Below are 25,020 nucleotides of genomic sequence, written 5' to 3'. Positions count from 1 at the left end.
TGTCGCTCCCGCGCCGATGTCCACCGCGGCGGATCGGCGGAGGCTGGGGACATGAACGAATACCTTTCCGCGGCGGCCGAATACGGCTGGCATCCGTGGCCCTTCTTCTGGATCTTCCCGGTGCTGTTCTGGCTCGCCGCGATCACGTTCGCGGTCCGGTTCCGGCGTGGGTGTGGGCGCGACAGCGGGGTGGGGCTGTTGCGATCCGCCTTCGCCCGGGGGGAGATCAGCGAGGAGGACTACCTGTCCCGGCTCGCGGTGCTGCGCCGTTCGCGGCGTCTTTTCTGACCGATATCCACATTCGACGAGAGGCCGTCATGTCCATCAGCTTCGCCACCATGGCCGTACCCTTCGCCGGTCGGGCCTGGGCCGAGACCGCCCGCCGGGTCGAGGAGCAGGGGTATCACACGCTGCTGCTGCCCGATACCCTGCACACCCCGTCCCCGTTTCCCGCGCTCGCGGCCGCCGCGGCGGTGACCACCGCACTTCGGTTGCGCCCCAATGTGATCGCCGCGCCGCTGCGGACCGCCGCGGCGACCGTGCGGGAAACCGCCGCGCTGCAAGTACTTTCGGACGGCCGATTCGAACTCGGGATCGGCATCGGGCGACCCGACGCCGCGGCGGAGGCCGAGCGACTCGGGCAGCCCTGGGGGTCGGCCACCGCACGCCGCGCGCATCTCGCCGAGACAGTGGCCGCGGTCCGGACCGGGGTCGATCCCGTGCCGCCGATCGTGATCGCCACCTCCGGGCCGCGAATGCTGGCGCTGGCCGGTCGCATCGCCGACCGCGTGGTGCTCGCCGCCGGACCGCAGGTGACCGAGGACGATCTGGCGGGCATGGTCGCCGTGGTGCGCGACAACGCCGAACGGCCGGTGGCCTTCACCGTTCAGCTCATGGGCATCGGCGACGCCGTGCCGCGCTGGCCCGGGAACTGGAAGGTGCCCAGCGTCGACGCGCTGCGCGACGCGGGCTCGGCGGCCGTCCTACCCGGCGACCCGGACGAGGCGGCCGAGATCCTGCGGCATCGGCACGAGAAGTACGGCATCGACGAGGTGATCGTGCCCGGCGATATCGCGGACGCCTTCGCCCCGATCATGGCGTTGTTGCGCTGAGGCCGCGCCGAATCGCCTGTTCCACAGGCGAATACGCGCCGTCGGGGCGGTCCAGGACGCAGGGCTCGCGGGGCAGCAGCGGCGGCTGGGCCATGAATTTCGGCCGGTCGCCGCGATGGCGCTGGGCGGCGTGGACCAGGAACGGATGGCACAGGTACACATCCCCGGCCCGCCCGGTCGCCGCGACCTCCGGCAGATCCGCGGTGTCGGCGTAGGCGGCCTGCATCTCGGGGCCGCCGATCGGCAATCCGGCGGCGCCGTGCGGCGCGAGCACACCGGACAGCCGCGTATGCGAGCCGACCCGGATGCGGGTCGGCGCGTCGGCGGCGGAGACGTCGGAGAACAGGAACAACATCAGCAGCGCGCGCCCCTCGGAACGCACGTTGACCCGCCAGGTGAGGAAGTCGGTGTAATCCTCGCCCGGCAGGCTCGCGTCCACGTGCCAGCCGTCGTCGCCCGCCGATCGTTCGCTCGGGAAGCGGATCGGGAAGGTGCCGAGGCTGATTCGCGGTAGCCATCGCCCCGCACCGACCAGCTGATCGAATGCCTCGACCAGGGCCGGAGCGGTCGCCGCGGCGCGGAACGGTTCCTCGCCGTGCTCGCCGAGGCGGATCACCGGTTCCGTCCACGTTCGCGGATCGTCCGGATCGCGGCCGGTGGCGCGCCACAGGATCGCCCGCCCGGCATCGGCGGTCGCGCGCGGGAACGCCTGCTCGATCCGCACGAATCCGTCGGTGATGAAACCCTCGATCTGCGCGTCGGTGAGCACTGGCGTCCTTTCCTCCCGGGTCGGCTCGACAATGGCCCACGATCGCGGCCGCGCGCCAGCGATTTTCGGGCCCGCACACGCGAAAGCCCCTCTCGCCCAAGGCGAGAGGGGCTTTCGAGCTGGACTTACTCGCCCGCGGCGGCGGCCTCGCCCGCGAGGGCGGCGACCGGCTCCTCGTCGGACTTCTTCGCCTTCTCCGTACCGGCGAAGGTGAACTTGGCGTCCTCGCCCGCGCCCTCGCCGTCCCAGTTCTCGACGTCGACCCGCACCAGCTGACCGGGGCCGATCTCGCCGAAGAGGATCTTCTCCGACAGCTGGTCCTCGATCTCGCGCTGGATGGTCCGGCGCAGCGGGCGGGCGCCCAGCACCGGATCGAAGCCGCGCTTGGCGAGCAGGCTCTTGGCGCGCTCGGTGAGCTCGATCTCCATGTCCTTGTTCCGCAGCTGGGTGGCGACGCGGCCGATCATCAGATCCACCATCTGGACGATCTGCTCGGTGGTGAGCTGGTGGAAGACGATCACGTCGTCGATGCGGTTGAGGAACTCGGGGCGGAAGTGCTTCTTCAGCTCGTCGTTGACCTTGAGCTTCATCCGCTCGTAGTTCGAGCCCTCGTTGTTCGACTGGGTGAAGCCCAGGCCGACCGCCTTCGAGATGTCCTGCGTGCCGAGGTTCGAGGTGAAGATCAGCACCGTGTTCTTGAAGTCGACCGTGCGGCCCTGGCCGTCGGTGAGGCGGCCGTCCTCGAGGACCTGCAACAGGGTGTTGTAGATCTCCTGGTGGGCCTTCTCGATCTCGTCGAACAGCACGACCGAGAACGGCTTGCGGCGCACCTTCTCGGTGAGCTGGCCGCCCTCCTCGTAGCCGACGTAGCCCGGAGGGGCGCCGAACAGCCGCGAGGCGGTGAAGCGGTCGTGGAACTCGCCCATATCGATCTGGATGAGCGCGTCGTCGTCGCCGAACAGGAAGTTCGCCAGCGCCTTGGACAGCTCGGTCTTACCGACACCGGACGGACCGGCGAAGATGAACGAACCGGACGGACGCTTGGGATCCTTCAGGCCGGCGCGGGTGCGGCGGATGGCCTTGGAGACGGCCTTGACCGCGTCCTCCTGGCCGATGATCCGCTTGTGCAGCTCGTCCTCCATGCGGAGCAGCCGGGTGGTCTCCTCCTCGGTGAGCTTGAACACCGGGATACCGGTCCAGTTGGCCAGCACCTCCGCGATCTGCTCGTCGTCGACCTCGGCCACGACGTCCAGATCGCCCGAACGCCACTGCTTCTCGCGCTCGGCGCGCTTGGCGACCAGCTGCTTCTCCTTGTCGCGCAGGCGCGCGGCCTTCTCGAAGTCCTGCGCGTCGATCGCGGACTCCTTCTCCCGGCGCGCGTCGGCGATCTTGTCGTCGAACTCGCGCAGGTCCGGCGGCGCGGTCATGCGACGGATGCGCATCCGGGCGCCGGCCTCGTCGATCAGGTCGATCGCCTTGTCCGGCAGGAAGCGGTCGTTAATGTAGCGGTCGGCCAGCGTGGCGGCCGCGACCAGCGCGGAGTCGGTGATCGAGACGCGGTGATGCGCCTCGTACCGGTCGCGCAGGCCCTTGAGGATGTTGATGGTGTGCTCGACGGTCGGCTCACCCACCTGCACCGGCTGGAACCGGCGCTCGAGGGCGGCGTCCTTCTCGATGTACTTGCGGTACTCGTCGAGGGTGGTCGCGCCGATGGTCTGCAGCTCGCCGCGGGCCAGCTTGGGCTTGAGGATGGAGGCCGCGTCGATCGCGCCCTCGGCCGCGCCCGCACCGACCAGCGTGTGCAGCTCGTCGATGAACAGGATGATGTCGCCGCGGGTGTTGATCTCCTTGAGCACCTTCTTCAGGCGCTCCTCGAAATCACCGCGGTAGCGGCTGCCCGCGACCAGCGAACCCAGGTCGAGGGTGTAGAGCTGCTTGTCCTTGAGCGTCTCGGGGACCTCGCCGTTGACGATGGCCTGGGCCAGACCCTCGACGACGGCGGTCTTGCCGACGCCGGGCTCGCCGATCAGCACCGGGTTGTTCTTGGTGCGGCGGCTGAGCACCTGCATGACGCGCTCGATCTCCTTCGAGCGGCCGATGACCGGGTCGAGCTTGCCCTCGAGGGCGGCCTGGGTCAGGTTGCGGCCGAACTGGTCGAGCACCAGCGAGGTGGACGGGGTGCCCGACTCGCGGCCACCGGCCTCCACGGCCTCCTTACCGCCCTGGCTGTACCCCGACAGCAGCTGGATGACCTGCTGGCGCACCCGATTCAGATCGGCGCCGAGCTTGACCAGCACCTGGGCGGCCACGCCCTCGCCCTCGCGGATCAGGCCGAGCAGGATGTGTTCGGTGCCGATGTAGTTGTGACCGAGCTGCAGCGCCTCGCGCAGGCTCAGTTCCAGCACCTTCTTCGCCCGCGGGGTGAAGGGGATGTGCCCGGACGGGGCCTGCTGGCCCTGGCCGATGATCTCCTCCACCTGGCTGCGCACACCCTCCAGCGAAATGCCCAGCGACTCCAGCGACTTCGCCGCGACACCCTCGCCCTCGTGAATCAGGCCCAGCAGGATGTGCTCGGTGCCGATGTAGTTGTGGTTGAGCATCCTGGCCTCTTCCTGAGCCAGGACAACGACCCGCCTTGCGCGGTCGGTGAACCTCTCGAACATCGCTCCCTCACTTCCTGCTCCGCTATCCACGGCGTTCCGGCGGTTCGGTGGGATCCGTCGCCAGCCTGCCATGAAGCCCTGGGGTTGCATCCCCCGCCTCCACTCTAGTTGGCGGGGGTCGCGGCCGTCGTGCGTCCACCCTATTGCGGACCTCCGACAGCACGTGTCATTCAGTCATAACGCGACTGTTGCCCGGTTCGTTTCCGTCTCGATACGCCGACAGCGAACACTCGTCCCGCCGAGGTCCTACCCGGGTCGCCGAGGGCCTAACCGGCCGCGGCGGCGGCCTACAGGTCCCGGTCGGAGATGATCCCCGCCTGGAGCGCGAGGCTGGCCAGCCGGACCCGTTTCTGGTTCTGCGGCAGGTCCTCGACGCCGAACTTCGAGAACAGCGTCCGCAGATGGGTTTTGATCGCGTCCACGCTGAGGAACAGCTCGTCGGCGATCTGCTGGTTGGACGCCGGGGTGGCGAAGCCGGAGTTGTTCTTGTACGGACGGCACAGCGCGACCAGGACCGCGCGCTGGGTCTCGGTCAACGAGCGCAGGGTGGGGAACATTCCCACCGACGTGCGGGTGGCGTCGTCGGCCACGCCGCTGAAGTCGTGGAACGACAGCAGCTGCGAGCCGATCCGGATGCGGTCGCCCTCGGTGAGCCGCCGCCGGCCGAGCACGCGTTCGCCGTTGACGAACGTGCCGTTGCGGGAGAGCCCGTCGTCGACGATCGTCCAGCCCGCGGTCAGGAACTCCACCGCCGCGTGCAGCCGGGACACCTCGGCGTCCCAGGACAGCGTGAGGTCGGCCTGTGGCGAGCGTCCGATGGTGACGCGCTGCCGATCGGGGGTCAGCATCAGCTCCTGGCGTTGGCCGTTGTCGTCGGTGAATCGCAGGAACGATCCGTGAAATCCGGTCACTGTGCCGATCCCTCACTCACCCGTCCATGGTGCCGCGCCCGCTCGGCTCGAAGCAAGATCGCGTGACGCTCGTCCGGGGAGCGTCACTTTCACCGGTTATGCGGAAAAGGTATGAAAATGCCGCTGCCGTCCGGACGGGGCGCGATTTCCTCCGGGCGGCAGCGGCCCCCAATTACAAACCGAGTTGTCGCTCTAGTTGTTGCGGCCGACTTCCTTGTTGTACGCCTCGGCGATCTCGGCGGAGATGCGGCCGCGCGCGGAGACCTTGTGGCCCTTGCGCCGGGCCCATTCCCGAATTGCGGCGCTCTGCTCGCGATCGCGCGAGACATGGTTCTTCGGCGCGCCCGCACCGGTACCCGCGGGCTTGCTGCGCCGCCGGCCGCTGACCCGGCGGGCGTTGGAAACCCACGGCTCCAGCCCATCCCGCAGCTTCGCCGCATTCGCCGACGACAGATCGATCTCGTACGACACACCATCGATCGCGAACTCGATGGTCTCGTCCGCGATGGACTCACCGTCGACGTCGTCGATCAGGCTAACGGTGACCTTCTTTGCCATGAGCTGAACGTCCCTTCGAAATCGTGCGACCCGCATACCAGGCCGATACCCGAGTCGAGAATACCTCGAATTGCGAGATTTCCAAGACGAGACTTCGGCATTCAATCCCGAAGTTCACCGGGCGGCCGGACGCACAATTGGGAAGAGTATGGTTTCCCGGATTCCGAGACCGGTCAAGGCCATCAGCAACCGGTCGATTCCCATACCCGTACCGGTTGTCGGCGGCATGCCGTGTTCCATGGCGGTGAGGAAGTCCTCGTCCAGCCGCATCGCCTCGTCGTCGCCCGCCGCGGCCAATCTGGCCTGATCAATGAAGCGCTCGCGCTGAATGACGGGATCTACGAGTTCCGAATAGCCGGTGGCCAACTCGAACCCGCGAACGTAGAGATCCCACTTCTCGGTCACGCCGGGCCGGTCCCGGTGCTCCCGGGTGAGCGGGGACGTCTCGACCGGGAAGTCGCGCACGAAAGTCGGGGCGTACAGCTTGTCCCCGTAGGTGTGCTCCCACAGTTCCTCGACGAGTTTGCCGTGTCCGTACCCCTTGCCCTGGGGAATTTCCAGACCGACCCGATCGGCCAGCGCCAGCAATTCCCGGACCGTGGTTTCGGGGGTGACCGCCACGCCCAGCGAGTCCGACAGCGACGGGTACATCTCCACGGTGTTCCACTCGCCACCGAGATCGTATTCGGTGCCGTCGGCCAGGGTGACCACCAGGGTGCCGTACACCTCGGCGGCGACCTCCTGGATCAATTCGCGCATCATGCGCGCGGAATCGTCGTAGGTACCGTACGCCTCGTATGTTTCCAGCATGGCGAACTCGGGCGAATGCGTGGAGTCCGCGCCCTCGTTGCGGAAGTTGCGGTTGATCTCGAAGACCTTCTCGATGCCGCCCACCACGCAGCGCTTGAGGAACAGCTCCGGCGCGATGCGCAGATAGAGATCGATATCGAGCGCATTGGAGTGGGTGACGAACGGCCGCGCCGCGGCGCCGCCGTGCAACGTCTGCAGCATCGGGGTCTCCACCTCGAGAAAACCCCTGCGCTCCAATGCGTTTCGCAGCGCGCGCACGACCCGCACGCGGGTGCGCGCCATTTCCCGGGCCTCCGGGCGCACGATGAGATCGACATAGCGCTGCCGGACCCGCGCCTCCTCGCTCAACTCCTTGTGCGTCACCGGCAGCGGGCGCAACGCCTTGGCCGCCATCGACCAGGAATCGGCCATGACACTCAATTCGCCGGTGCGCGAGGAGATCACCTCGCCGTGCACGAATACGAAGTCGCCGAGATCGACCTCCGCCTTCCAGGCGGTCAGCGCGTCGGCGCCGACACCGTTCAGGCTGATCATCGCCTGCAGCTTGGTGCCGTCGCCCTCCTGCAGCATCGCGAAACACAACTTGCCGGTATTGCGCACGTGAATGACGCGCCCGGCCACGCCGACCACCAGGCCGGTCGCCGTATCGGCCGCCAGGTCCGGATAGGCCGCGCGAATTTCGGCGAGGCTGTGGGTGCGCGGTACCACCACGGGGTAGGGCTGGCGCCCCTGCTCGAGCAACCGCTCCCGCTTCTCCCGCCGAATCCGCATCTGCTCGGGAAGGTCGACTTCCATTGCGGCAGGACCGTTTTGCCGCGGCGGAACCGTGGCGTCACCGGTTGCGGGAGGATTCGGGTTGCTCACATCGAACCACCCTATCGTGCGGTGAAAATTCTTTTGCGGCGGAGCCCTGCCGGGCCGGTGACAATTACGACGACGCGAGCGCCACGACCTCGCGGGTGATGTGCGGGGCGTTCGCCGCGACCGACAGCAGACCGGCCGCCTTCAGCGCCTGATATCCACCGACCAGATCGGTCGCCCGGCGCAGGCCCAGCTCTTGCAGCGAGGCCGCGGCCAGGCTCGAGGTGTAGCCCTCGGAGCAGACCACGATCCATTCCACATCGTGGTCGACGGCCAGCGCCAGCCGCGCGGAACTGGTCGGATCGAGCCGCCACTCCAGCACATTGCGCTCGATGACCAGGGCGCCGGGCAGCGTGCCCTCCTTGACGCGCTGCGCCTGCGGCCGGATGTCGACGAGCAGGGCGCCTCGGGCGAGGGCCTCCGGCAGTTCGAACGCGTAGATCCGCCGCAGCCGCTCACGCGCGTTCGCCAGCATGCGATCGATCGTCAGATGGGTCATTTCGCATCGCCTTCCGGCTGGTCGGTGAGGACGGTCCGGGTGCGGCGCAGCGTGCCGTGGCCGGTGACCTCGTAGTAGGACATGGCGGTGAGCGGTGGTGAATAGGCGTGCACGGACAGCGTGGGATCGGCCGGTCCGGCGACGAGGTGATCGGGGGCGCGCACCACGTCGTGCACCCAGCCCAGCGGGAACGCCGCCTGATCGCCCGCCGACAGCGTGCGATTGCGTAATTCCCTTCCGTTCCAACGAAATTCGGACAACGCGCCGGAGAGCACGGTCAGCGCGCCGAGGGATCCGGCGTGGTCGTGCAGTTCGGTGTACTTGTCGGGCACCCAGCTGATCAGCCAGACGTCGACCTCGTCGTCGGCCGACAGGCGGGTGGCCCAGCGGTTGTCGGTGGGCCAGGCGCCGTCGGCGGGCAGCAGGTGGTCGTAGCGCCCGGCCAGCACGTCCTCGGCGCCCTCGTCGGTCAGGCGCAGCAGGTCGGCGGGGCGCAGCCGGGTGGGCAGCGCCGAGGCGACCGCGCGCTCGGTGACCTCGGGGGCGAGGCGCTGCGGCGCGAGGGCGGGAGAGGCGGGGGTGATGACAGAGGAACGCATGAGCGAATCTCCAGGAGAAGTGGTCGGCCGGGGGATGCGAAGCCCCGACAACGGTCGAGGCGAATCAGCCTCGACAACACTCCTGGACGCTCATGCGGTAAGCCACGGGCAAGAGCTTAGCAGTGTGTGGGAGAAGCACAAGCGGGCGCCTAGCGACGGCGTTGCTGATTGCGCTCGTAGACCAGCCGCAATCCGTCGAGTGTGAGATGCGGCTCATGATGTTCGATGGTCTCCGACTCCGGCACGATCAGCGGCGCGGTGATCCCGGTGGCCACGATCGCGACATCGTCCCCCGCGAAGGCGTCGAACTCGTCGCGCACGCGATCGATGATGCCGTCCACCAGTCCCGCGAAGCCGAACACCGCGCCGGACTGGATGCATTCGAGGCTGTTCTTGCCCAATACCGAACGGGGACGGGTCAATTCGGCCCGGCGCAGCGCGGTGCGCGCCACCAGCGCCTCGGTCGCGATCTCGACGCCCGGCGCGATGCTGCCGCCGAGGAATTCGCCCTTGGCCGAGACCAGGTCGACGCAGATGGCGGCGGGACCGAAATCGACCACGATGGCGGCGGATTCGAAGCGGTGATAGGCGGCCAGGCAGTTGACGATGCGGTCCGCGCCGACCTCCTTCGGATTGTCCACCAGCAGGGGGATTCCCGTGCGCACGCCCGGTTCCACCAGGACGTGCGGCACGTTGTTCCAGTACCGGCTCAGCATGGCCCGCAGCTCGCGCAGCACGGGGGCCATGGTGGACAACGCGGCGACGCCGACCACCCGGTCGAGCTGGTCGCCGACCAATCCCCGTACCTGCATGGCGAATTCGTCGGCGGTCAGCAGCGGATTGGTGTGCATGCGCCAGGTCTGCGTCAGCTCCGCGTGCGCGCCGCTGCCGGAGAACAGGCCGATCTCGATGCTGGTGTTGCGGACGTCGATGGTCAGCAGCATCCCCGAGGCCCGCCGCTCAGGCGAAGGTGAGCGAGCGCGGGGAGGTCAGACCCGACCCCTCCGGCGCGTGCGCCGGATCCGACCCGAGTTCCACGGGCCGGTTGCGCTCGTCGACGAAGACCACGCGGGGCTGGTACTCGCGGATCTCGCGCTCGTCCATCATGCCGTAGGCGATCAGGATGACCAGATCCCCGGGATTCACCAGATGCGCCGCGGCGCCGTTGATTCCGATGACGCCCGAGCCGCGTTCGCCCGCGATGACATAGGTCTCGAGCCGGGCGCCGTTGTCGATGTCGACGATGCAGACCTGTTCGCCCTCGAGCAGGTCGGCGGCGTCCATCAGATCCGGATCGACGGTCACCGAACCGACGTAGTGCAGATCGGCGTGGGTCACCGTCGCGCGGTGGATCTTGGATTTCATCATGGTGCGCAACATCGTCGTCGCCTTCCTACGAAAGAGCTTGTGCGGCAGGGGTATTGGGGTGGCCGTCGATCGGTACCCCGACGGTGACGGCCATGTTGTCGATGAGGCGGGTCGCGCCGATACGCGCGGCGACCAGCAGCCGGGCATTGCCGCTCGCGGTGATCTCGCCGAGATCCGCGCCGCGCAGTTCCAGATAGTCGACGGTGATCTCGGGCCGGGTGTCGAGCACGGCACGCGCGGCGGCGAGGACGCCCTCGGGGCCGAGACCCGCGGCATGGCGGCCGGCGGCCAGGGCGGCCGACAGGGTGGTGGCCAGTTCGCGTTCGGCCGGATCGAGGTAGCGGTTGCGCGAGGACAGGGCCAGCCCGTCGGGTTCGCGGACCGTGGCGACCGGGACGACGCGGACGTCGAAGTTCAAGTCCCGCACCATCTGTCGGATCAGCGTGAGTTGCTGGTAGTCCTTCTCGCCGAAGAACGCCTCGTGCGGGCGGGCGATCTGCAACAGTTTGGCGACCACCGTCAGCACCCCGGCGAAATGGGTCGGGCGGCTCACGCCCTCGAGTTCGGCGCCCAGCGGTCCCGGGTGCACCGAGGTGCGCGGGCCGTCGGGATACATGTCCGCGGCGCTGGGCGCGAAGACCAGTTCCACCCCCTCGCCGCGCAACAGGGCCACGTCGGCATCGAGCGTGCGGGGATAGCGATCCAGATCCTCACCCGCCCCGAACTGCAACGGGTTGACGAAGATCGACACGATCACGACCTGATTCGTGCGCCGGGCGCGGCGCACGAGCTCCAGATGACCCTCGTGCAGGGCGCCCATCGTGGGCACCAGCGCGACCTTGCGGCCGACCGAGCGCAGCGCGTGCACCACCGCGGAGACGGTCGCGGGGTCGTGCAGCACGGTGAGTTCACCCGGGCGGTAGGAGCCGCGCAGGGCGAGCAGCCGGGAATTCGGATCGGACATCAGCGTCCCTCCAGCAAATCGATCAGCTCGGGTTTCGCGTGCGCCCGCTCGGCCGTGCGCAACGACAGCGCGCGATAGCCCTCGGCCAGGCGCGGGTCCACCTCGCCCAGCGCCACGAGATGGGCCGCGACGGCCGCCGCGTCGCCACGCGCGACCGGTCCGGTGAGCGCGGATTGCCCACGGCGCAGGGCGTTGTCGAGGGCCGCCGAGGCCAGCGGCGCGAGCATCCGTTCGGCGAGACCGCCCGGCTGGTCGTCGACCACCTGCTGGCCCATCAGGCCGGGGCCTTCCAGCGCGGCGCGCAGCGCGGCCACCGCGTCCACGATCAGCGTGACGAGATGATTGCTGCCGTGCGCGAGCGCGGCGTGATACAGCGTGCGCTGCTCCTCGCGCACCCGCACCGGCTCGCCGCCCATCTCGATCACCAGCGACTGCGCGATGGCGTAGCCCACCTCGTCGGCCGCGGTGATCCCGAAACAGGCGTTGCCCAGCCGGGCCAAGTCCTCGTCGTGACCGGTGAAGGTCATGGCCGGATGGATCGCGAGCGGACGCGCGCCGCGTTCGGTGAGCGGGGCCAGCACGCCGATCCCGTTCGCGCCCGAGGTGTGCAGCACGATCGTGCCCGGCCGCACCACGCCCGCGGTCGCCAATCCGCCGACCAGATCGGCCAATTCGCTGTCGGGCACGGCGAGCACCAGCAGTTCGCTGCGCGCGGCCACCTCCTCGACCGGCAGGATCCGCGAATCCGGCAGCCGGGTGCGGGCGCGCCGGACCGACGCGTCGGAGATCGCCGCCACGCCGAAGACGACGTGCCCGGCGCGCTCGAGCGCGGCGCCCAGTGCGGAGCCCACGCGTCCCGCCGAGACGATTCCCACCGTCAGTCGTGCAGGCGCAGGGTCACTCCCAGAATTACCTGAGGTCACCATTGTCCTCTCGATGTCGTTCCAGTCCCGCCGTGCGGGTACCGGACGTTACCGAGTCGAGGATAGGACGACGGACGTGCCGCGCCCAGAGGCGGGCCCGGTGATGTTCACCTCAGCGTCCGCTCTGCTCCGCGCGGAGATTGGCCATGATCTCGGCCACCGACAGGCGCGGGCCGTCGTCGTCGCCGTCCTCGTCGTCGGCGCGGCGACGGCGGCGCGAGCCCGCGGTGCCCATCGGCGTCCGCCGCTCCGGGCCGTGGTGGGCCGTGGGTTCGGGCCCGGATTTCGGTGCGGGCGCTGGCTTTTCGGGTTCGGAGGTCTCGGGCTCCGCCGGTGTCGCGGGCTGCCGGGCCTCGGGCGGTTCGGACGCGAGTCGCACGGGACCGGCCTGCTCGGCGGGCTTGGGGTGGTCGACGACCTCGGGGCGCACCGGCCCGAGTTGTTCCGGCTCGGCCTGCTCCTGAGACTCGGCTCGGTCGCCGTCGCCGTCACCGGATTCGCGGTCGCGCTCGCGCTTCGAGGGCCGCTCCGGCTCGGCGCGCGGTCGCTCGGGGCCGACCCGCTCGGCCTCGAGGTCGGCCAGTTCCTCGGCCGAGACCACCGCGGTCTCGGCGGTCACCGGATCGTCGAAGGGGCTGGCGAAGGCCGGGGGCTCGGTGTGGTCGGTCTCGAAGACCGGGGTCACGTCCAGCGGGACCGCGGGGGCGTTCCACGCGTCCCAGGTATCGGTTTCTCGCGAGTTACCGTTCGCCACGCCCGGAAGTTCGGGCAGGCGGAACGCGTCCGCGTGCAGGGCCGGGCGCTGATTCGGCAGGCCGCCGTCGAACAGTCGTTGCAGACTCTCCCGCAGCACCGACAGCTCGGCGCGCAGCGCGGCCAGTTCCGCGGCGTCCGCGCCGACCTTCTCGCGCACCCGCGCCTCGACGGTCAGTTCGTATTCGCGGCGGGCGCTGATCTCCCGCTCGAGCTGCAACTCGTACACCGTCCGCAGCTCGCGCGCCCGCGCCTGATCGTTGGCCGCCTCGCGCCGGTACCTGGTGGCCGCGAGCGCCCCGAGGACCGCGGCCCACAGGGCGGCGACCAGACCGACCCGGACCAATTGCAGGCTGTCGCTGAAGATCAGGAACACACTGGCAATCAGGCCGAGCAGGATCAGAATTCCGATCAGGAACTTTCCCGCGTAATCCCGCCACCGACGGGAAGTACTGCTACGGGCGGGTGAAACCATGACCGCGAGGATAGCCTGGTCAACTCGTTCCGGGTGGAAGCCGGTGCGATAATTCCCGAACGAATAATTGCTAGGAAGTAGCCGCTTCGTCGGGCGGTTCGTTGGGCGCGCGACAGCAATACTCCAGCCACAGGGCCGCCGCGACCAGGGCCAGCCCGGCGACGAGACCCACGACCGCGCCCGGCGTGTCGGCCGCGGCCGCGCGCAGGGTCGACCGCTGCGGGAAGACCCAGATCAAAAAGCCCAGCCACACGCCCGCCGCCAGCGAACCCACCAGCGCCGACGCCTTGGCCAGCGCGGCCGCGCGGGCGACGGTGATCGGATGCAGATGCCGGGGCGCGTCGCCGATCCGGTCGTCGTTGACCCGGGCGCGAATCACAAAGGCCAGCACGGCCTCCAGCGCCGCCACCGGATAGAGCGAGGCGCCCGCGATCGCGGTGATCGGCGGGAAGCTGGAGTACGCCCAGCGCGTGGCGATCCACGCCACGACGGCGGCCACCAGCACGTTCGCGGTCAGATCCAGGGCCCGCGTCGGCTTCATGACGTTCATGACACGGCCGCGCGCAGGGTGAGTTCGGTCCGGCGGACACCGTCGATCTCGCTGGCGTCCAATGCGTTCAGCCAATCCCGGATCGGCAGTTCCCGGCCCTCGGCCGCCAGCACCGCGTCCGGTTCCACCTCGAGCCAGGGCACCAGGACGAAGGCGCGGCGATGCGCTTGCGGATGCGGCAGGGTCAGCGTCGGGTCGGTGCTGCGCACCTCGCGCGAACCCGTCGCGCAGCGGATCACGTCGACGTCGAGAGTCCGTGCGCCCCAGCGCACTTCGCGCACCCTACCGGCGGCCTGTTCGAGTTCTTGGCCGCGCCGCAGCCAGTCGCGCGGTTCGGCGGCCGGATCGTCCACCACCACAACGGCATTGAGGTAGTGCTCCTGCGGCACCCCGCCCCACGGCGCGGTCGAGTACACCGACGACACCGCGACCACATGCGGCCCACACGCGTCGACGACGCCGCGCAGGTGGGCGAGCCGGTCGCCCAGGTTGGATCCGATGGACAGCACCGCGCGGCTCACGCGATCACCTCGGCCCCGGCGCGGCGGCGGGTGGCGACCACCCGGACGTCGGCGAAGGTGTGCGGGATGGGGGCGGACGGCTTGTGCACCACGACCTCCGCGGCGGCGACGCGCGCGTCGGTCATCACGTCGTCGGCGATCTCGGCGGCCACCGTCTCGATCAGATTGCGCGGCGGTCCGGTCACGACGGCGACGGCCCGCCCGGCCAGCTCGCCGTAGTCGACGGTGGCCGAAAGGTCGTCGGAGGCGGCCGCTTTCGCGAGATCCAGCCACAGGGTGATGTCCACGACGAACTCCTGGCCGTCGCGGCGCTCGAAATCGAAGCACCCGTGATGGCCGTACGCGCGCAGGCCGCGCAGCTCGATGCGGTCGGTACTCACTCGGCTCCCTGTCGGATTCGTTCGGCGCGCCGCCAGGCGTCGGCGACGGCGATGGCGTCCAGTGACGCACGAACATCGTGGACCCGCACACCCCAGGCGCCGTGCAGCGCGGCCAGCGCCGAGATGGTGGCCGTGGCGGTCTCGCGCCCGTCGGGCGGGCGCGGGCCGGAGTCGTCGGCGAGCAGCGCCCCGAGGAAGCGTTTGCGGGAGGCGCCGATCAGGATGGGCAGGCCGTGCGCGGTCAGCTCGGGCAGCGCGCCCAGCAACGCCCAGTTGTGCGCGGCGTTCTTGGCGAAACCCAGGCCGGGGTCGAGGACCAGGCGGCCGGGGTGCACCCCGGCGGCCATGGCCAGGTCCACCTGCATGGACAGCTCGTCGCGCACCTCGGCGACGACGTCGTCGTAGTGCTCGGCCGGACCCGTGTGCCGGTAGTCGGCGTCCGCCCGCCAGTGCATGAGGATCCACGGAACCTCCGCCGCCGCAACGACTTTCACCATATCCGGATCGGCGCGGCCGCCGGAGACGTCGTTGACCACCGAGACCCCGGCCGCGATCGCGGCGTCGGCCACCGGGGCACGCATGGTGTCCACGCTGGTCGGCACGCCCGCCGCGACCAGTTCGCGGATGACGGGCACGACCCGCGCGGCCTCGGTCGCCGGATCGACGCGCACCGCGCCCGGCCGGGTCGACTCGCCGCCGACGTCGATGATGTCCGCGCCCGCCTCGTACAGCGAGAGCCCGTGTGCCACAGCGAGTTTCGGATCCAGGTAGCGGCCGCCGTCGGAGAACGAATCGCCGGTGACGTTGACCACGCCCATCACCACGCACGAGCGGTCGCCGCGCGGGGAGACGAGTCGTCCGGACACGGGCCGCCCGCTCACTTCCGCAGGATCAGATCGAGGGCCTCGGCGCGCGAGGAGGCGCTGCTCTGCAGCAGGCCGCGCACCGCGGACGTGGTGGTGCTCGCGCCCGGCTTGCGGATGCCGCGCATGGCCATGCACAGATGTTCGGCCTCGATGACCACGATCGCGCCGCGCGGATCCAGTTTGCGCATGACGGCGTCGGCGATCTGGCTGGTCAGCCGCTCCTGTACCTGCGGGCGCTTGGCGTACAGGTCGACCAGCCGGGCCAGTTTGGACAGACCGGTGACCCGGCCCTGCGGGCCCGGGATGTAGCCGACGTGCGCGACGCCGTGGAACGACACCAGATGATGTTCGCAGGTCGAGTACATCGGGATGTCGCGCACCAGCACCAGCTCCTGATGACCCTCGTCGAACGTGGTGTTGAGCACCGCGTCCGGTTCGGTGTACAGGCCCCCGAACATCTCCCGGTAGGCGCGCGCGACCCGGGCCGGGGTGTCGGCCAGACCGGGCCGGTCGGGATCCTCACCGATCGCGAGCAGTAGTTCGCGGACCGCCGCCTCCGCGCGCGCCTGATCGAATCGGCGGCCGGTCTCGATCGCGATCAGAGCGTCGGTATCGGGTTCTGCGATGGCGTGGTTGTTGGCCGACACTCGGGACACCTCCAAAAATCCGGGTACGCGGCGCCCGGCGGCGCCGGTCGCGACCGGCGCCGGTTACCTCTCGGCACCGCGCTGTCGAGCCTAATCTCCGGTCGGTCAGTGCCGACCGTTCGGCCCGTCCCACTCGCCGCCCTCGGCTTCGCCGTTGGGCGAGGGGTAGCCCTGGCCCTGCTGATCGTGCGGCTGATGCCGAGCGGGACGGCCGTAGCGCTGACCGCCGCCGGGCGCCCAACCGCCCTGCGCCTGCCCGCCCGGGGCGGGACGGCCCTGCTGATCCTCCTGCGGCGGCCAGCCGGGGGCGGACCAGCCGGCCGGGGCGCCGTAGTCCGGCCGCGAACCGTGCGTGCCGGGCCGCGGGTAGCCGGGGCCGTTGCCGGGCAGCGGGTACCCGCCGGGCTGCGGCTGCGGATACCCGGGCTGCGGCTGCCGCGCGCTCTCGGGCGGGTAGCCGTTGGCCGGGACCGGCTGGGCCGCGGGGCGGGCCGCCACCTGGGTGGCCGACTCGTCGGGCCACGGCTCGCCGCGCTCGGCGGCCAGTTCGCGGGGGGTCTTGACCGGCGGGCGGTCCGAGGGGGTGCGCTCGCCGAAGTCGTTGAACGCCGTGATGCGCGGCCGCTTGTCGACGGTGGCGAGGACCTCCTCGAGATCCTTGCGGTGCAACGTCTCCCGCTCGAGCAGCGCGCTGGCCAGCGCGTCCAGTTCGTCGCGGTAGTCGTTGAGGATGGCCCACGCCTCGGTGTGCGCGGCCTCGATGAGGTTGCGCACCTCCTCGTCGATCTCGCGGGCGACCTCGTGCGAGTAGTCCGAGCCCATGCCCATGGACCGGCCCAGGAACGGGTCGCCCTGCTCCTGGCCGTAGCGGACCGCGCCCAGCCGGGCGCTCATGCCGTATTCGGTGACCATCGCGCGGGCGATCTTGGTGGCCTGGTCGATATCGGAGGACGCGCCCGTGGTCGGCTCGTGGAACACCAGTTCCTCGGCGGCGCGCCCGCCCATCGCCATCACCAGCCGGGCGATCATCTCCGAGCGGGTCATCAGGCCCTTGTCGTCCTCGGGCACGGTCATGGCGTGCCCGCCGGTGCGCCCGCGGGCCAGGATGGTGACCTTGTAGACCGGCTCGATGTCGGGCATGGCCCATGCCGCGAGGGTGTGCCCGCCCTCGTGGTAGGCGGTGATCTTCTTCTCGTGCTCGCTGATGATGCGGCTCTTGCGCCGCGGGCCGCCGATGACGCGGTCGACCGACTCCTCCAGCGACGCGCCCGTGATCACCTGGCCGTGCTCGCGCGCGGTGAGCAGCGCGGCCTCGTTGATGACGTTGGCGAGATCCGCGCCGGACATGCCGACCGTGCGCTTGGCCAACCCGTCCAGGTCGGCGTCGGGGGCGATCGGCTTGCCCTGCGAATGCACCCGCAGGATCGCGCGCCGGCCCGCGAGGTCGGGGTTGCCGACCGGGATCTGCCGGTCGAAGCGGCCCGGCCGCAGCAGCGCCGGGTCCAGGATGTCGGGGCGGTTGGTGGCCGCGATGATGATCACACCGGTGCGGTCGCCGAAACCGTCCATCTCGACCAGCAACTGGTTCAGGGTCTGTTCGCGCTCGTCGTGCCCGCCGCCCAGGCCCGCGCCGCGCTGGCGGCCGACCGCGTCGATCTCGTCGACGAAGATGATGCAGGGGCTGTTCTGTTTGGCCTGGTCGAACAGGTCGCGCACCCGGGACGCGCCGACGCCGACGAACATCTCGACGAAGTCCGAACCGGAGATGGTGAAGAACGGCACCCCCGCCTCGCCGGCGACCGCCCGCGCGAGCAGCGTCTTACCCGTACCGGGCGGGCCGTAGAGCAGCACACCCTTGGGGATCTTCGCGCCCAGCGCCTGGTATCGGGCCGGATTCTGGAGGAAGTCCTTGATCTCGTAGAGCTCCTCGACGGCCTCGTCGGCCCCGGCCACATCCGCGAAGGTGGTCTTGGGCATGTCCTTGGACAGCTGTTTGGCCTTGGACTTGCCGAAGCCCATCATGCCGCCGCGCCCGCCGCCCTGCATGCGGGCCATCACGAACACGAACAGGCCCAGCAGGACCACCATCGGCAACACGAACAGCAGCACCTGGGTGAACCAGCTGTCCTGCTTGACCGTCGTGTTGTAGGGCGCGCCGGAGGCCTGCACGTCCTTGAGGATCTGCGCGGAGACCTCGCTGCCGCCCGGGTACTTGGCGATGATCTGGCTCTGGCCGTCGGTCGCGTCGTTGCCCTTGTTCAGGGTGATGCGGAGCTGCTGCTCCTTGTCATCGATCTGAACCTGTTTGACGTTGGCCTTGTCCTGCAGCTGGGTGAGCGCCACCGAGGTATCGACGTTCTTCCAGCCGCGCGTGTCGTTGCTGAAATACGTGACCAGATAGATCACGAGCAGGATGCCCGCGACTATGGCCAGGTTGCGAAACACTGTCTTGCGGTTCATAGAGCGTCGGCCGGCGGGCCAGTCCTTTCCGGTGATTCCGGTTCGTGCCTACGATGCATCGGGCGGCGTATCCGCAACCGGAGGCGACCGGGTGCGACCGAACGGATGCGGACAAGCCACGTTACCGCGTACGGTCTACTCGATACATCGCGCAGTTCGGCACCTGATGCAGTTCGACAAGTAAACGGTCGGAGAACAGCGGTGGTTCCCGGCCTGTGCTCAGACCGATCCGAACATCATGTGTTCGGCGTCGGACCAAGTGGTCACAATGATGACATGCGCGCCCTATTGTGAGCGAGGACACAACACGAGTGCAGGGGGTATGGACATAGTCGAGTTACGGACACCCACAGCGATCCTGCGTCACGGCGGTGGTCGGCTGCAGGTCCTCAGACCGGGTGCGGAGGGCGAGCGCGTGCTCGACGTGCCGGTCTCCGACCTGCTCAAGGTCCGGCTGAACCGGCGTACCGACGACGCCGTCGTCATCGAGATCTACCTGCGCTACCCCACCTCGCTGCTGACCGGCATCCCGGCGGACCGCACTCCGCTGCCCGTGCTGATCGCCGAGCACGACGTCCCGGCGGCCACGGTGATCGTGGAGCGGATCAACGCCCAGATCACGGCCACGCAGCGCATCGATATGTCCGTACCCGACCTGGAACCGCCCGCCCCGGTGTGGGGCAAGAACGGTCCCACCCGCGCCGACGTCGATCGCGCGGTCCGCCGGATGGCCCCGCGCCGGGACACCAAGGCCGCGGTCACCACGCTGCACCGGCTGGTCACCCCCGAGGAGTTCGCGCTCGAGACGGCGCTGGTCACCGCCCAGCCCCCGGCCGGACGCGGGCGCGGACTGCTGGCGGTCACCACCGCGCGCCTGTTGTTCGTCGCGATCGGCCCGGCCGAGCGCTACGCCCACGAGATGCCCGTCGCCGCGCTCATGACGGCGCGCTCGGCCGACACCGACGGGGAACCCGGCGTGCAGGTCTGCGACGGCAATATGACGCTGACCTTCGTCGGCGCCGACCGGGCCGACACCGAGCGCGTGGTGGGCGCGTTGACCTTCGCGATCCAGCGGGAGGCCGCCGACGGGGCCGTCGCCCCGCCGGATCCCGGTGTGGCCCAGCTGTATTCGGAGTGGGAGCTGCTGGTCGAGCGGCATTCGCTCGGCATGGTCGACGATTCGCAGTTCCAGCGCTACGGCCGGGGCATCCTGCGTTCGCTGCCCGACTGAGCGCTAGGCGCTCGCCTCGGTGGGCTGCAACGAGATCCGGCGCCAGGGGCTGGTGGGCCGCATCCACAGCCGTACCAGTTCCAGGCGCCGGTCCACGCCGCCGGACTTCAGTTCGGCCAGATCCTCGCACGCCTGCCAGTAGGTCCAGCCGGTGAGATAAGAGTCACCGAACTGCCGCCAGTTGCGGTAGCGGCGCTGGGCCGCGGGCAGCGCCCGCATCACGTAGTCCCAGGCGGCGTCGGCGTCGAGATATCCGGCGGTGAACGCCATCCGCGCGACCGCGACCACGCGGGCCAGATCCCACGCCTGGATGTCGGCGGGCAGCGGTTGCACCAGATGCTCGGTGAGGCCGAGTTTGATGGCCTGGGACCAGATGTCGTAGTCGCGCACGAGGGCCTCGGGGTTCTCCATGCCCCGGAACGAGCCGACCTGCCGCAGGAAGGCCCGGTGCCGATCGGCCCGCTCCCCGAACCGGTCCCGCTCGGGCGAGTTGATCGCGGCCATCACCAGCGGATGCACCAGCGCGTAGAGCGGGGAGTGCATCCCCTCCAGCAGCTGTTCCATCGAGGCCATGGCCTCGGTGCCGTCGGTGATGCCCCACGCGCCCGTGAGGGTGTCGATGGCGAGTTCGCGGCGGTCGCCGAGCGGATGCTCGCGCTCGGGGCCGAGCAGCAACGCGTCGTGGAAGGCGTCCCAGCGCGCGGAGTAAAACGCCCCCAGCGAGAGCGCGCGCAGCTCGTCGTCGGAGACCTGCGCACCGGACCAGTGGTCGTCCTCGCGCCGGTCCAGCTCCTCGTAGGGGAAGGTGGTCAATGTCGGCACGTCGCGGGTGGCCATATCTTCGATTGTGTCGTATCGATGCGCGGCGGGTTCGCCCATCCCCGTCGAGACGCGCGTCACGCCGCCGCCGCGCGGCCGGCGCGGCTGCAACACACAATTTTCACATCTGTGGTTTCTTGACCTGTCGCGGTCGGTTACCGAGCGCTACTCTCGGCGCCATGTGTAGAAACATCACCGTCCTGCGCGGGCTCGAGCCGCCCGCGACCGATCAGGAAATCTACGCGGCCGCACAGCAATACGTGCGGAAGGTCGGTGGGCTGACCGGCCTGTCCTCCACCACCAAGCCCGCGTTCGACAAGGCGGTGGCGGCGGTCGCGGCCGCGACCACGCAACTGCTGGCCGAACTGCCCGATCGCCGGGTGCCCCCGGCCACCGAACCTCCGCTGCGACGGCTGGCGGCCAACGCGGACCAATAGCTCACGGCTATCGAACTCCGTAGATCGCGGCGCACTCCAGCGCGATCTCCAGCCACAGGCCGCGGTGTTCGATCGGATGGCCCAGTAGTTCCTCGATGCGCTGCATTCGATAGCGCACCGTGTTCTTGTGCACGCCCAGTCGTTTCGCGGCCGCGTCCGGACTGCGACGGCAGCGCAGATAGGCGTGCAGCGTCTCGCGCAGCCGCGCGGAGTTCGCGTCCGGCGCGGCCAGCGGGCCCAGTTCCCGCGCGATGAGCGCGCGCATCGCCGCCTCGTCGGTTCCGGCCAGATAGGCCACCTCGACCTCCGGATAGTGCAGCACCCGCCCGATCTCGCCCCGCGCGCGCTCGGCCACCCGCCGCGCCGAGACCGCCTCCCGATGGCTCGCGCGGAAGCCCGCGATCCCCGCCGCGGGCGCGCCGACCGCGATCCGCACCGGCGCCTCGACCGTCGCGGGCGCGCGGGCGGCGTCGGATTCCACCGCGATCCAGGCCCACAGCGCGCTCGCGCCCGACGGCACGGTCAGTACGCTGCGGCTGCCCAGGGCCGCGGCCAGCCGCGCCACCACCCGGTCGAGCAGGCCCAGCGTCTCACCGTCGCCGACCTCGGCGCGAAAACCGTTGTCCGGCAATGTCACCGGGCCCGGCATCGCGTCGTCGGTCCACACCACGCAGGCCAGGTGCCGCCCGGCGAGCCGGTAGCCCAGCCGCGCGCTGGCCTGGTCGATGTCGGCGTCGGCGCCCGCCAGCAGCGCGCGCACGAGTTCGGTGCGCTGGTTCAGGGCCGCGCGCAGGCCGCGTTCGCGCTCCTCGATGTAGGTCTCGGTGAGTTCCTCCACCGACGTGCCGACCCAGCGGATGGACCGCTCGAACAGCCGCATCAGCACCGACCGCTCGATGTCGGGCGGCAGCCCGCGCCGGTCCAGCACCTCGGTCATGTAGTCCATCACCGCCTCCTGACCCAGGTGGTAGACCCGCAGCAGCAGTCGCAGCTCGAGGCCGCGGCGGGCCAGGGTGCGGGCGAAGTCGTGGGCCTGCTGCGGCACCGGGTAGTCGGCGCGGTCCTGGGTGAGCCCGCCCAGCATGACCAGCGCGTGCGCGTGGGTGCTGGCCGCCAGATCGCGGCGGATGTCGCGATCGGCCAGCTCCGGCAGCCGGGCCACCACCTCGTCGTCGAGCCGGTCCACGATCTGGTCGAGGATGCCCGGGCGCAGGGTCTCGGCGACGAAGTCGTTGAGCCACTCCCGCACCAGCGGATGGGTGCCCGCGGTCCGCGTCATCGCCGCCCTCCTTTTGTATCCGGAGTACAAACCGCGCGGGGAGGATTGACCGTCACGGCCAAGAAGCCGCCGCGCGATTGTGTCACGATCATAGTTCAGTGAACCATTTCACAATTCAGCGAAACGTGTACCCGGAGAACAGATCGTGACGAACCCCCAGACGACACCCGCCGACGCCGCCGGGATCGAGGTGCGCAATCCGGCGACCGGCGCGGTGGTGGGCACGGTGCCGAACGAGTCGGCCGCCGCCGTCGCCGCCAAGGTCCGCGAACTGCGGCTGTACCAGCGGGAGTGGGAGGCCATCGGCCCCGACGGCCGCAAGGAGTGGCTGCTGAGACTCCAGGACTGGCTGATCGACCACACCGATCACCTGGCCGACGTGGTGCAGTCCGAATCCGGCAAACCTCGCGTGGACGCCCTGATCGATCCCGGCTTCGCGGTCGATCTGATCGGCTACTACGCCCGCCGCGCGGCCGGTTTCCTCGCCGACGAACATCCCGCCCCGCACAGCCCGCTGGCCCGGGTGAAGAGACTGACCACGGTCTACCGCCCGTATCCGGTGGTCGGGGTGATCACCCCGTGGAACTTCCCGCTCGCCATGCCCGCGCTGGACGTGATCCCCGCGCTCGCGGCCGGGGCGGCGGTGCTGCTCAAACCGTCGGAGGTGACTCCGCTCTCGGCGCTGGAACTGGCCCGCGGCTGGGCCGAGATCGGCGCCCCGCCGGTGTTCGCGGTGGTGACGGGCGCGGGCGAGACCGGCGCGGCCGTGGTCGACAATGTCGACTATCTGCAGTTCACCGGGTCCACCCGGACGGGCCGGGCGATCGCCACGGCCTGCGCGCGGCGGCTGATCCCCTACAGCCTGGAGTTGGGCGGTAAGGATCCGGCCATCGTGCTCGCCGACGCCGATCTGGATCGCGCGGCGTACGGCGTCGCGTTCGGCGGGCTGTTCAACGCGGGCCAGGTCTGCATCTCGATCGAGCGCGTGTACGTCGAGGCCCCGGTGTACGACGAGTTCGTCGCCAAGCTGACCGCGCACGTGCGCACGCTGCGCCAGGGCCAGGACGATCGCCGCGCCCGCTTCGACATCGGCGCGCTGGCGACCGAGGCGCAGCGCGACATCGTCGCGCGGCACGTCGACGACGCGATCGCCAAGGGCGCCACGGCCGTCACCGGCGGCAAGCCGACCGGCGTGGGCACCTTCTTCGAGCCGACCGTACTGGTCGACGTCGATCACACGATGGCCTGTATGACCGAGGAGACCTTCGGCCCGACCCTGCCGGTGATGAAGGTCGCCGACGAGACGGAAGCCGTCGCGCTGGCGAACGATTCGATCTACGGCCTGTCGGCGTCGGTGTGGACCGGCGACAAGGTGCGCGGCGAGCGCATCGCGCGGCGGCTGAACGCGGGCGCGGTGAACGTCAACGACGTCTTCGCCAACCTGTTCAATTTCGCCCTGCCGATGGGCGGCTGGCAGCAATCCGGCATCGGTGCGCGCTGGGGCGGGGCCGAGGGGGTGCGCAAGTACTGCCGCAAGCAGGCGCTCACCACGCCGATGCTGCCGACACAGCAGCGGGAACTGTTCTGGTTCCCCTACAACAAGACCCGCCTCGCGATCGCGCTGTCGGCCATGCGCGCGGCGGGCGCCCGGGGCATGCGGCGGCTGGGCGTGCTGGACGTGATCAACACCGTGGGAGGTCGGGGCAAGTGACGGATTTCGGCATCATTCGCGGCAAGGTCGTGGTGATCACCGGTGGCGCCCGGGGCATCGGGCTGGCCACCGCCACCGCGCTGCGCGCGCACGGCGCGAAGATCGCCATCGGCGACGTGGACGAGGTGGCCGTCAAGGAGTCCGGCAGCGCCCGCGATTTCGAGCACTACGCCCGGCTCGACGTCACCGACCAGCAGTCCTTCACCGCCTTCCTCGACGAGGTGGAACGGCGGCTCGGCCCGATCGACGTGCTGATCAACAACGCGGGCATCATGCCCACCGGCCGCGTGGTCGAGGAGCCGGACGCGCTGACCCGACGCATCCTCGACATCAATGTCTACGGCGTGATCCTGGGCTCCAAACTCGCCCTGGCGCGGATGCTGCCGCGCCGAAGCGGGCACATCATCAATATCGCCTCCCTCGCCGGGGAGACCCATGTCCCCGGGCTGGCCACCTACAACGCCTCCAAGCACGCGGTGCTCGGCTTCACCGACACGCTGCGCGAGGAGTACCGCGACAGCGGGGTGTCGTTCTCGTCGGTGCTGCCGACGCTGACCAACACCGATCTGGGTTCCGGCGTGACCGCGCCCAGACTGCTGCGCCCGGCCGAGCCGGAGGAGATCGCCGACGCCATCGCGAATCTGCTGGTGCGCCCGCGCGCGAAGGTGCGCGTCACCCGGGTGGCGGGGACGATCTCGCGGTTCTTCGGCCTGCTGCCCCAGGACGTCGCGGACGCGCTGGGCCGCTCGCTGGGTTCGGGCCGCGCCTTCCTCGACGATGTCGACGCGGGCGCGCGCAAGGCGTACGAGGAGCGGGTGCGCTCGGATACGAAGTGAGCCACCGCTAGGGTCGCC

General features: G+C 69.9%; 26 protein-coding genes. 6 read left to right on the top strand and 20 right to left on the bottom strand.

Annotated elements, in window-relative coordinates; translation table 11 throughout:
• Window positions 1-51 precede the first annotated feature (51 nt).
• Window positions 52-288 (top strand): hypothetical protein, encoded by a 237-nt coding sequence (locus ACFYTQ_RS29610; protein WP_387368212.1) that lies wholly within the window; start codon window positions 52-54, stop codon window positions 286-288.
• Window positions 289-317: 29 nt separating this feature from the next.
• The gene (locus ACFYTQ_RS29605; protein WP_387368209.1) at window positions 318-1,112 is read left to right on the top strand and encodes an LLM class flavin-dependent oxidoreductase; all 795 of its coding nucleotides are present in this window, start codon (window positions 318-320) and stop codon (window positions 1,110-1,112) included.
• Here the strand turns inward: ACFYTQ_RS29605 and ACFYTQ_RS29600 are convergent.
• The 18 genes from ACFYTQ_RS29600 to ftsH form a co-directional block, all read right to left on the bottom strand.
• On the bottom strand, window positions 1,093-1,881 hold the full coding sequence (locus tag ACFYTQ_RS29600) for a phytanoyl-CoA dioxygenase family protein (protein ID WP_387368206.1): 789 nt from the start codon (window positions 1,879-1,881) through the stop codon (window positions 1,093-1,095). The genes ACFYTQ_RS29605 and ACFYTQ_RS29600 overlap by 20 nt on opposite strands.
• A 125-nt stretch (window positions 1,882-2,006) precedes the next feature.
• Complete coding sequence (locus ACFYTQ_RS29595; RefSeq protein ID WP_387368203.1) at window positions 2,007-4,544, bottom strand: ATP-dependent Clp protease ATP-binding subunit; 2,538 nt, start codon at window positions 4,542-4,544, stop codon at window positions 2,007-2,009.
• 287 nt (window positions 4,545-4,831) lie between these two features.
• Window positions 4,832-5,392 (bottom strand): FHA domain-containing protein, encoded by a 561-nt coding sequence (locus tag ACFYTQ_RS29590; RefSeq protein ID WP_387368452.1) that lies wholly within the window; start codon window positions 5,390-5,392, stop codon window positions 4,832-4,834.
• Window positions 5,393-5,647: 255 nt separating this feature from the next.
• The gene (locus ACFYTQ_RS29585; protein WP_387368200.1) at window positions 5,648-6,013 is read right to left on the bottom strand and encodes an Lsr2 family protein; all 366 of its coding nucleotides are present in this window, start codon (window positions 6,011-6,013) and stop codon (window positions 5,648-5,650) included.
• A 114-nt stretch (window positions 6,014-6,127) separates the two neighbouring features.
• Window positions 6,128-7,618, bottom strand: a complete 1,491-nt coding sequence (gene lysS / locus ACFYTQ_RS29580; protein WP_387368197.1) for a lysine--tRNA ligase — start codon at window positions 7,616-7,618, stop codon at window positions 6,128-6,130.
• A 133-nt stretch (window positions 7,619-7,751) separates the two neighbouring features.
• Window positions 7,752-8,174, bottom strand: coding sequence for a rhodanese-like domain-containing protein (locus tag ACFYTQ_RS29575; protein ID WP_387368450.1), 423 nt, complete (start codon window positions 8,172-8,174; stop codon window positions 7,752-7,754).
• Window positions 8,175-8,179: 5 nt separating this feature from the next.
• The gene (locus tag ACFYTQ_RS29570; protein WP_387368194.1) at window positions 8,180-8,782 is read right to left on the bottom strand and encodes a cysteine dioxygenase; all 603 of its coding nucleotides are present in this window, start codon (window positions 8,780-8,782) and stop codon (window positions 8,180-8,182) included.
• A gap of 149 nt (window positions 8,783-8,931) precedes the next feature.
• A complete protein-coding gene (locus ACFYTQ_RS29565; RefSeq protein ID WP_387368191.1) occupies window positions 8,932-9,726 on the bottom strand; it encodes a type III pantothenate kinase in 795 nt (264 codons plus the stop codon).
• A 16-nt stretch (window positions 9,727-9,742) separates the two neighbouring features.
• Complete coding sequence (panD, locus tag ACFYTQ_RS29560) at window positions 9,743-10,162, bottom strand: aspartate 1-decarboxylase (protein WP_387368188.1); 420 nt, start codon at window positions 10,160-10,162, stop codon at window positions 9,743-9,745.
• Between the two features lie 13 nt (window positions 10,163-10,175).
• Window positions 10,176-11,093 (bottom strand): pantoate--beta-alanine ligase, encoded by a 918-nt coding sequence (gene panC, locus ACFYTQ_RS29555; protein WP_387368448.1) that lies wholly within the window; start codon window positions 11,091-11,093, stop codon window positions 10,176-10,178.
• A gap of 20 nt (window positions 11,094-11,113) precedes the next feature.
• Window positions 11,114-12,040, bottom strand: a complete 927-nt coding sequence (locus ACFYTQ_RS29550; protein WP_387368185.1) for a Rossmann-like and DUF2520 domain-containing protein — start codon at window positions 12,038-12,040, stop codon at window positions 11,114-11,116.
• Window positions 12,041-12,149: 109 nt separating this feature from the next.
• Window positions 12,150-13,265, bottom strand: coding sequence for a DUF6779 domain-containing protein (locus tag ACFYTQ_RS29545; protein ID WP_387368182.1), 1,116 nt, complete (start codon window positions 13,263-13,265; stop codon window positions 12,150-12,152).
• 70 nt (window positions 13,266-13,335) lie between these two features.
• On the bottom strand, window positions 13,336-13,806 hold the full coding sequence (locus ACFYTQ_RS29540; RefSeq protein ID WP_387368180.1) for a DUF3180 domain-containing protein: 471 nt from the start codon (window positions 13,804-13,806) through the stop codon (window positions 13,336-13,338).
• A gap of 5 nt (window positions 13,807-13,811) precedes the next feature.
• The gene (gene folK / locus ACFYTQ_RS29535; protein WP_387368177.1) at window positions 13,812-14,336 is read right to left on the bottom strand and encodes a 2-amino-4-hydroxy-6-hydroxymethyldihydropteridine diphosphokinase; all 525 of its coding nucleotides are present in this window, start codon (window positions 14,334-14,336) and stop codon (window positions 13,812-13,814) included.
• Window positions 14,333-14,716, bottom strand: coding sequence for a dihydroneopterin aldolase (gene folB / locus ACFYTQ_RS29530; RefSeq protein ID WP_387368174.1), 384 nt, complete (start codon window positions 14,714-14,716; stop codon window positions 14,333-14,335). Before folB ends, folK begins: the two co-directional genes overlap by 4 nt.
• Window positions 14,713-15,534 (bottom strand): dihydropteroate synthase, encoded by an 822-nt coding sequence (folP, locus tag ACFYTQ_RS29525; protein ID WP_387368446.1) that lies wholly within the window; start codon window positions 15,532-15,534, stop codon window positions 14,713-14,715. Before folP ends, folB begins: the two co-directional genes overlap by 4 nt.
• 59 nt (window positions 15,535-15,593) lie before the next feature.
• Window positions 15,594-16,208 (bottom strand): GTP cyclohydrolase I FolE, encoded by a 615-nt coding sequence (gene folE, locus ACFYTQ_RS29520; RefSeq protein WP_387368444.1) that lies wholly within the window; start codon window positions 16,206-16,208, stop codon window positions 15,594-15,596.
• 126 nt (window positions 16,209-16,334) lie between these two features.
• A complete protein-coding gene (gene ftsH, locus ACFYTQ_RS29515; RefSeq protein WP_387368172.1) occupies window positions 16,335-18,689 on the bottom strand; it encodes an ATP-dependent zinc metalloprotease FtsH in 2,355 nt (784 codons plus the stop codon).
• Between the two features lie 415 nt (window positions 18,690-19,104).
• On the opposite strand from ftsH, the gene ACFYTQ_RS29510 reads away from it, so the two are divergent.
• Complete coding sequence (locus ACFYTQ_RS29510; protein ID WP_387368169.1) at window positions 19,105-19,920, top strand: hypothetical protein; 816 nt, start codon at window positions 19,105-19,107, stop codon at window positions 19,918-19,920.
• A 3-nt stretch (window positions 19,921-19,923) separates the two neighbouring features.
• On the opposite strand, the gene ACFYTQ_RS29505 is transcribed toward ACFYTQ_RS29510, so the two are convergent.
• Entirely contained in the window at window positions 19,924-20,757 is an 834-nt protein-coding gene (locus ACFYTQ_RS29505; RefSeq protein WP_387368166.1) for a DUF1266 domain-containing protein, read from the bottom strand.
• A 161-nt stretch (window positions 20,758-20,918) separates the two neighbouring features.
• Between ACFYTQ_RS29505 and ACFYTQ_RS29500 the strand changes: the two genes are divergently transcribed.
• Window positions 20,919-21,176, top strand: a complete 258-nt coding sequence (locus tag ACFYTQ_RS29500; RefSeq protein WP_387368163.1) for a DUF2277 domain-containing protein — start codon at window positions 20,919-20,921, stop codon at window positions 21,174-21,176.
• A gap of 7 nt (window positions 21,177-21,183) precedes the next feature.
• Here the strand turns inward: ACFYTQ_RS29500 and ACFYTQ_RS29495 are convergent, their stop codons facing one another.
• Entirely contained in the window at window positions 21,184-22,455 is a 1,272-nt protein-coding gene (locus ACFYTQ_RS29495; protein ID WP_387368161.1) for a PucR family transcriptional regulator, read from the bottom strand.
• A 145-nt stretch (window positions 22,456-22,600) separates the two neighbouring features.
• Between ACFYTQ_RS29495 and ACFYTQ_RS29490 the strand changes: the two genes are divergently transcribed.
• The gene (locus tag ACFYTQ_RS29490; RefSeq protein ID WP_387368158.1) at window positions 22,601-24,166 is read left to right on the top strand and encodes an aldehyde dehydrogenase family protein; all 1,566 of its coding nucleotides are present in this window, start codon (window positions 22,601-22,603) and stop codon (window positions 24,164-24,166) included.
• Window positions 24,163-25,002: an SDR family oxidoreductase gene (locus ACFYTQ_RS29485; protein ID WP_387368156.1), complete on the top strand. Its 840-nt coding sequence runs from the start codon at window positions 24,163-24,165 to the stop codon at window positions 25,000-25,002. The genes ACFYTQ_RS29490 and ACFYTQ_RS29485 overlap by 4 nt, the downstream gene beginning before the upstream one ends.
• Window positions 25,003-25,020 lie beyond the last annotated feature (18 nt).

It is taken from the genome of Nocardia sp. NPDC004068 (assembly GCF_042874315.1).
Lineage (GTDB): Bacteria > Actinomycetota > Actinomycetes > Mycobacteriales > Mycobacteriaceae > Nocardia.
Note: the sequence above shows the minus strand (reverse complement) of the source record. Positions and strands in the feature narration are given on the sequence as shown.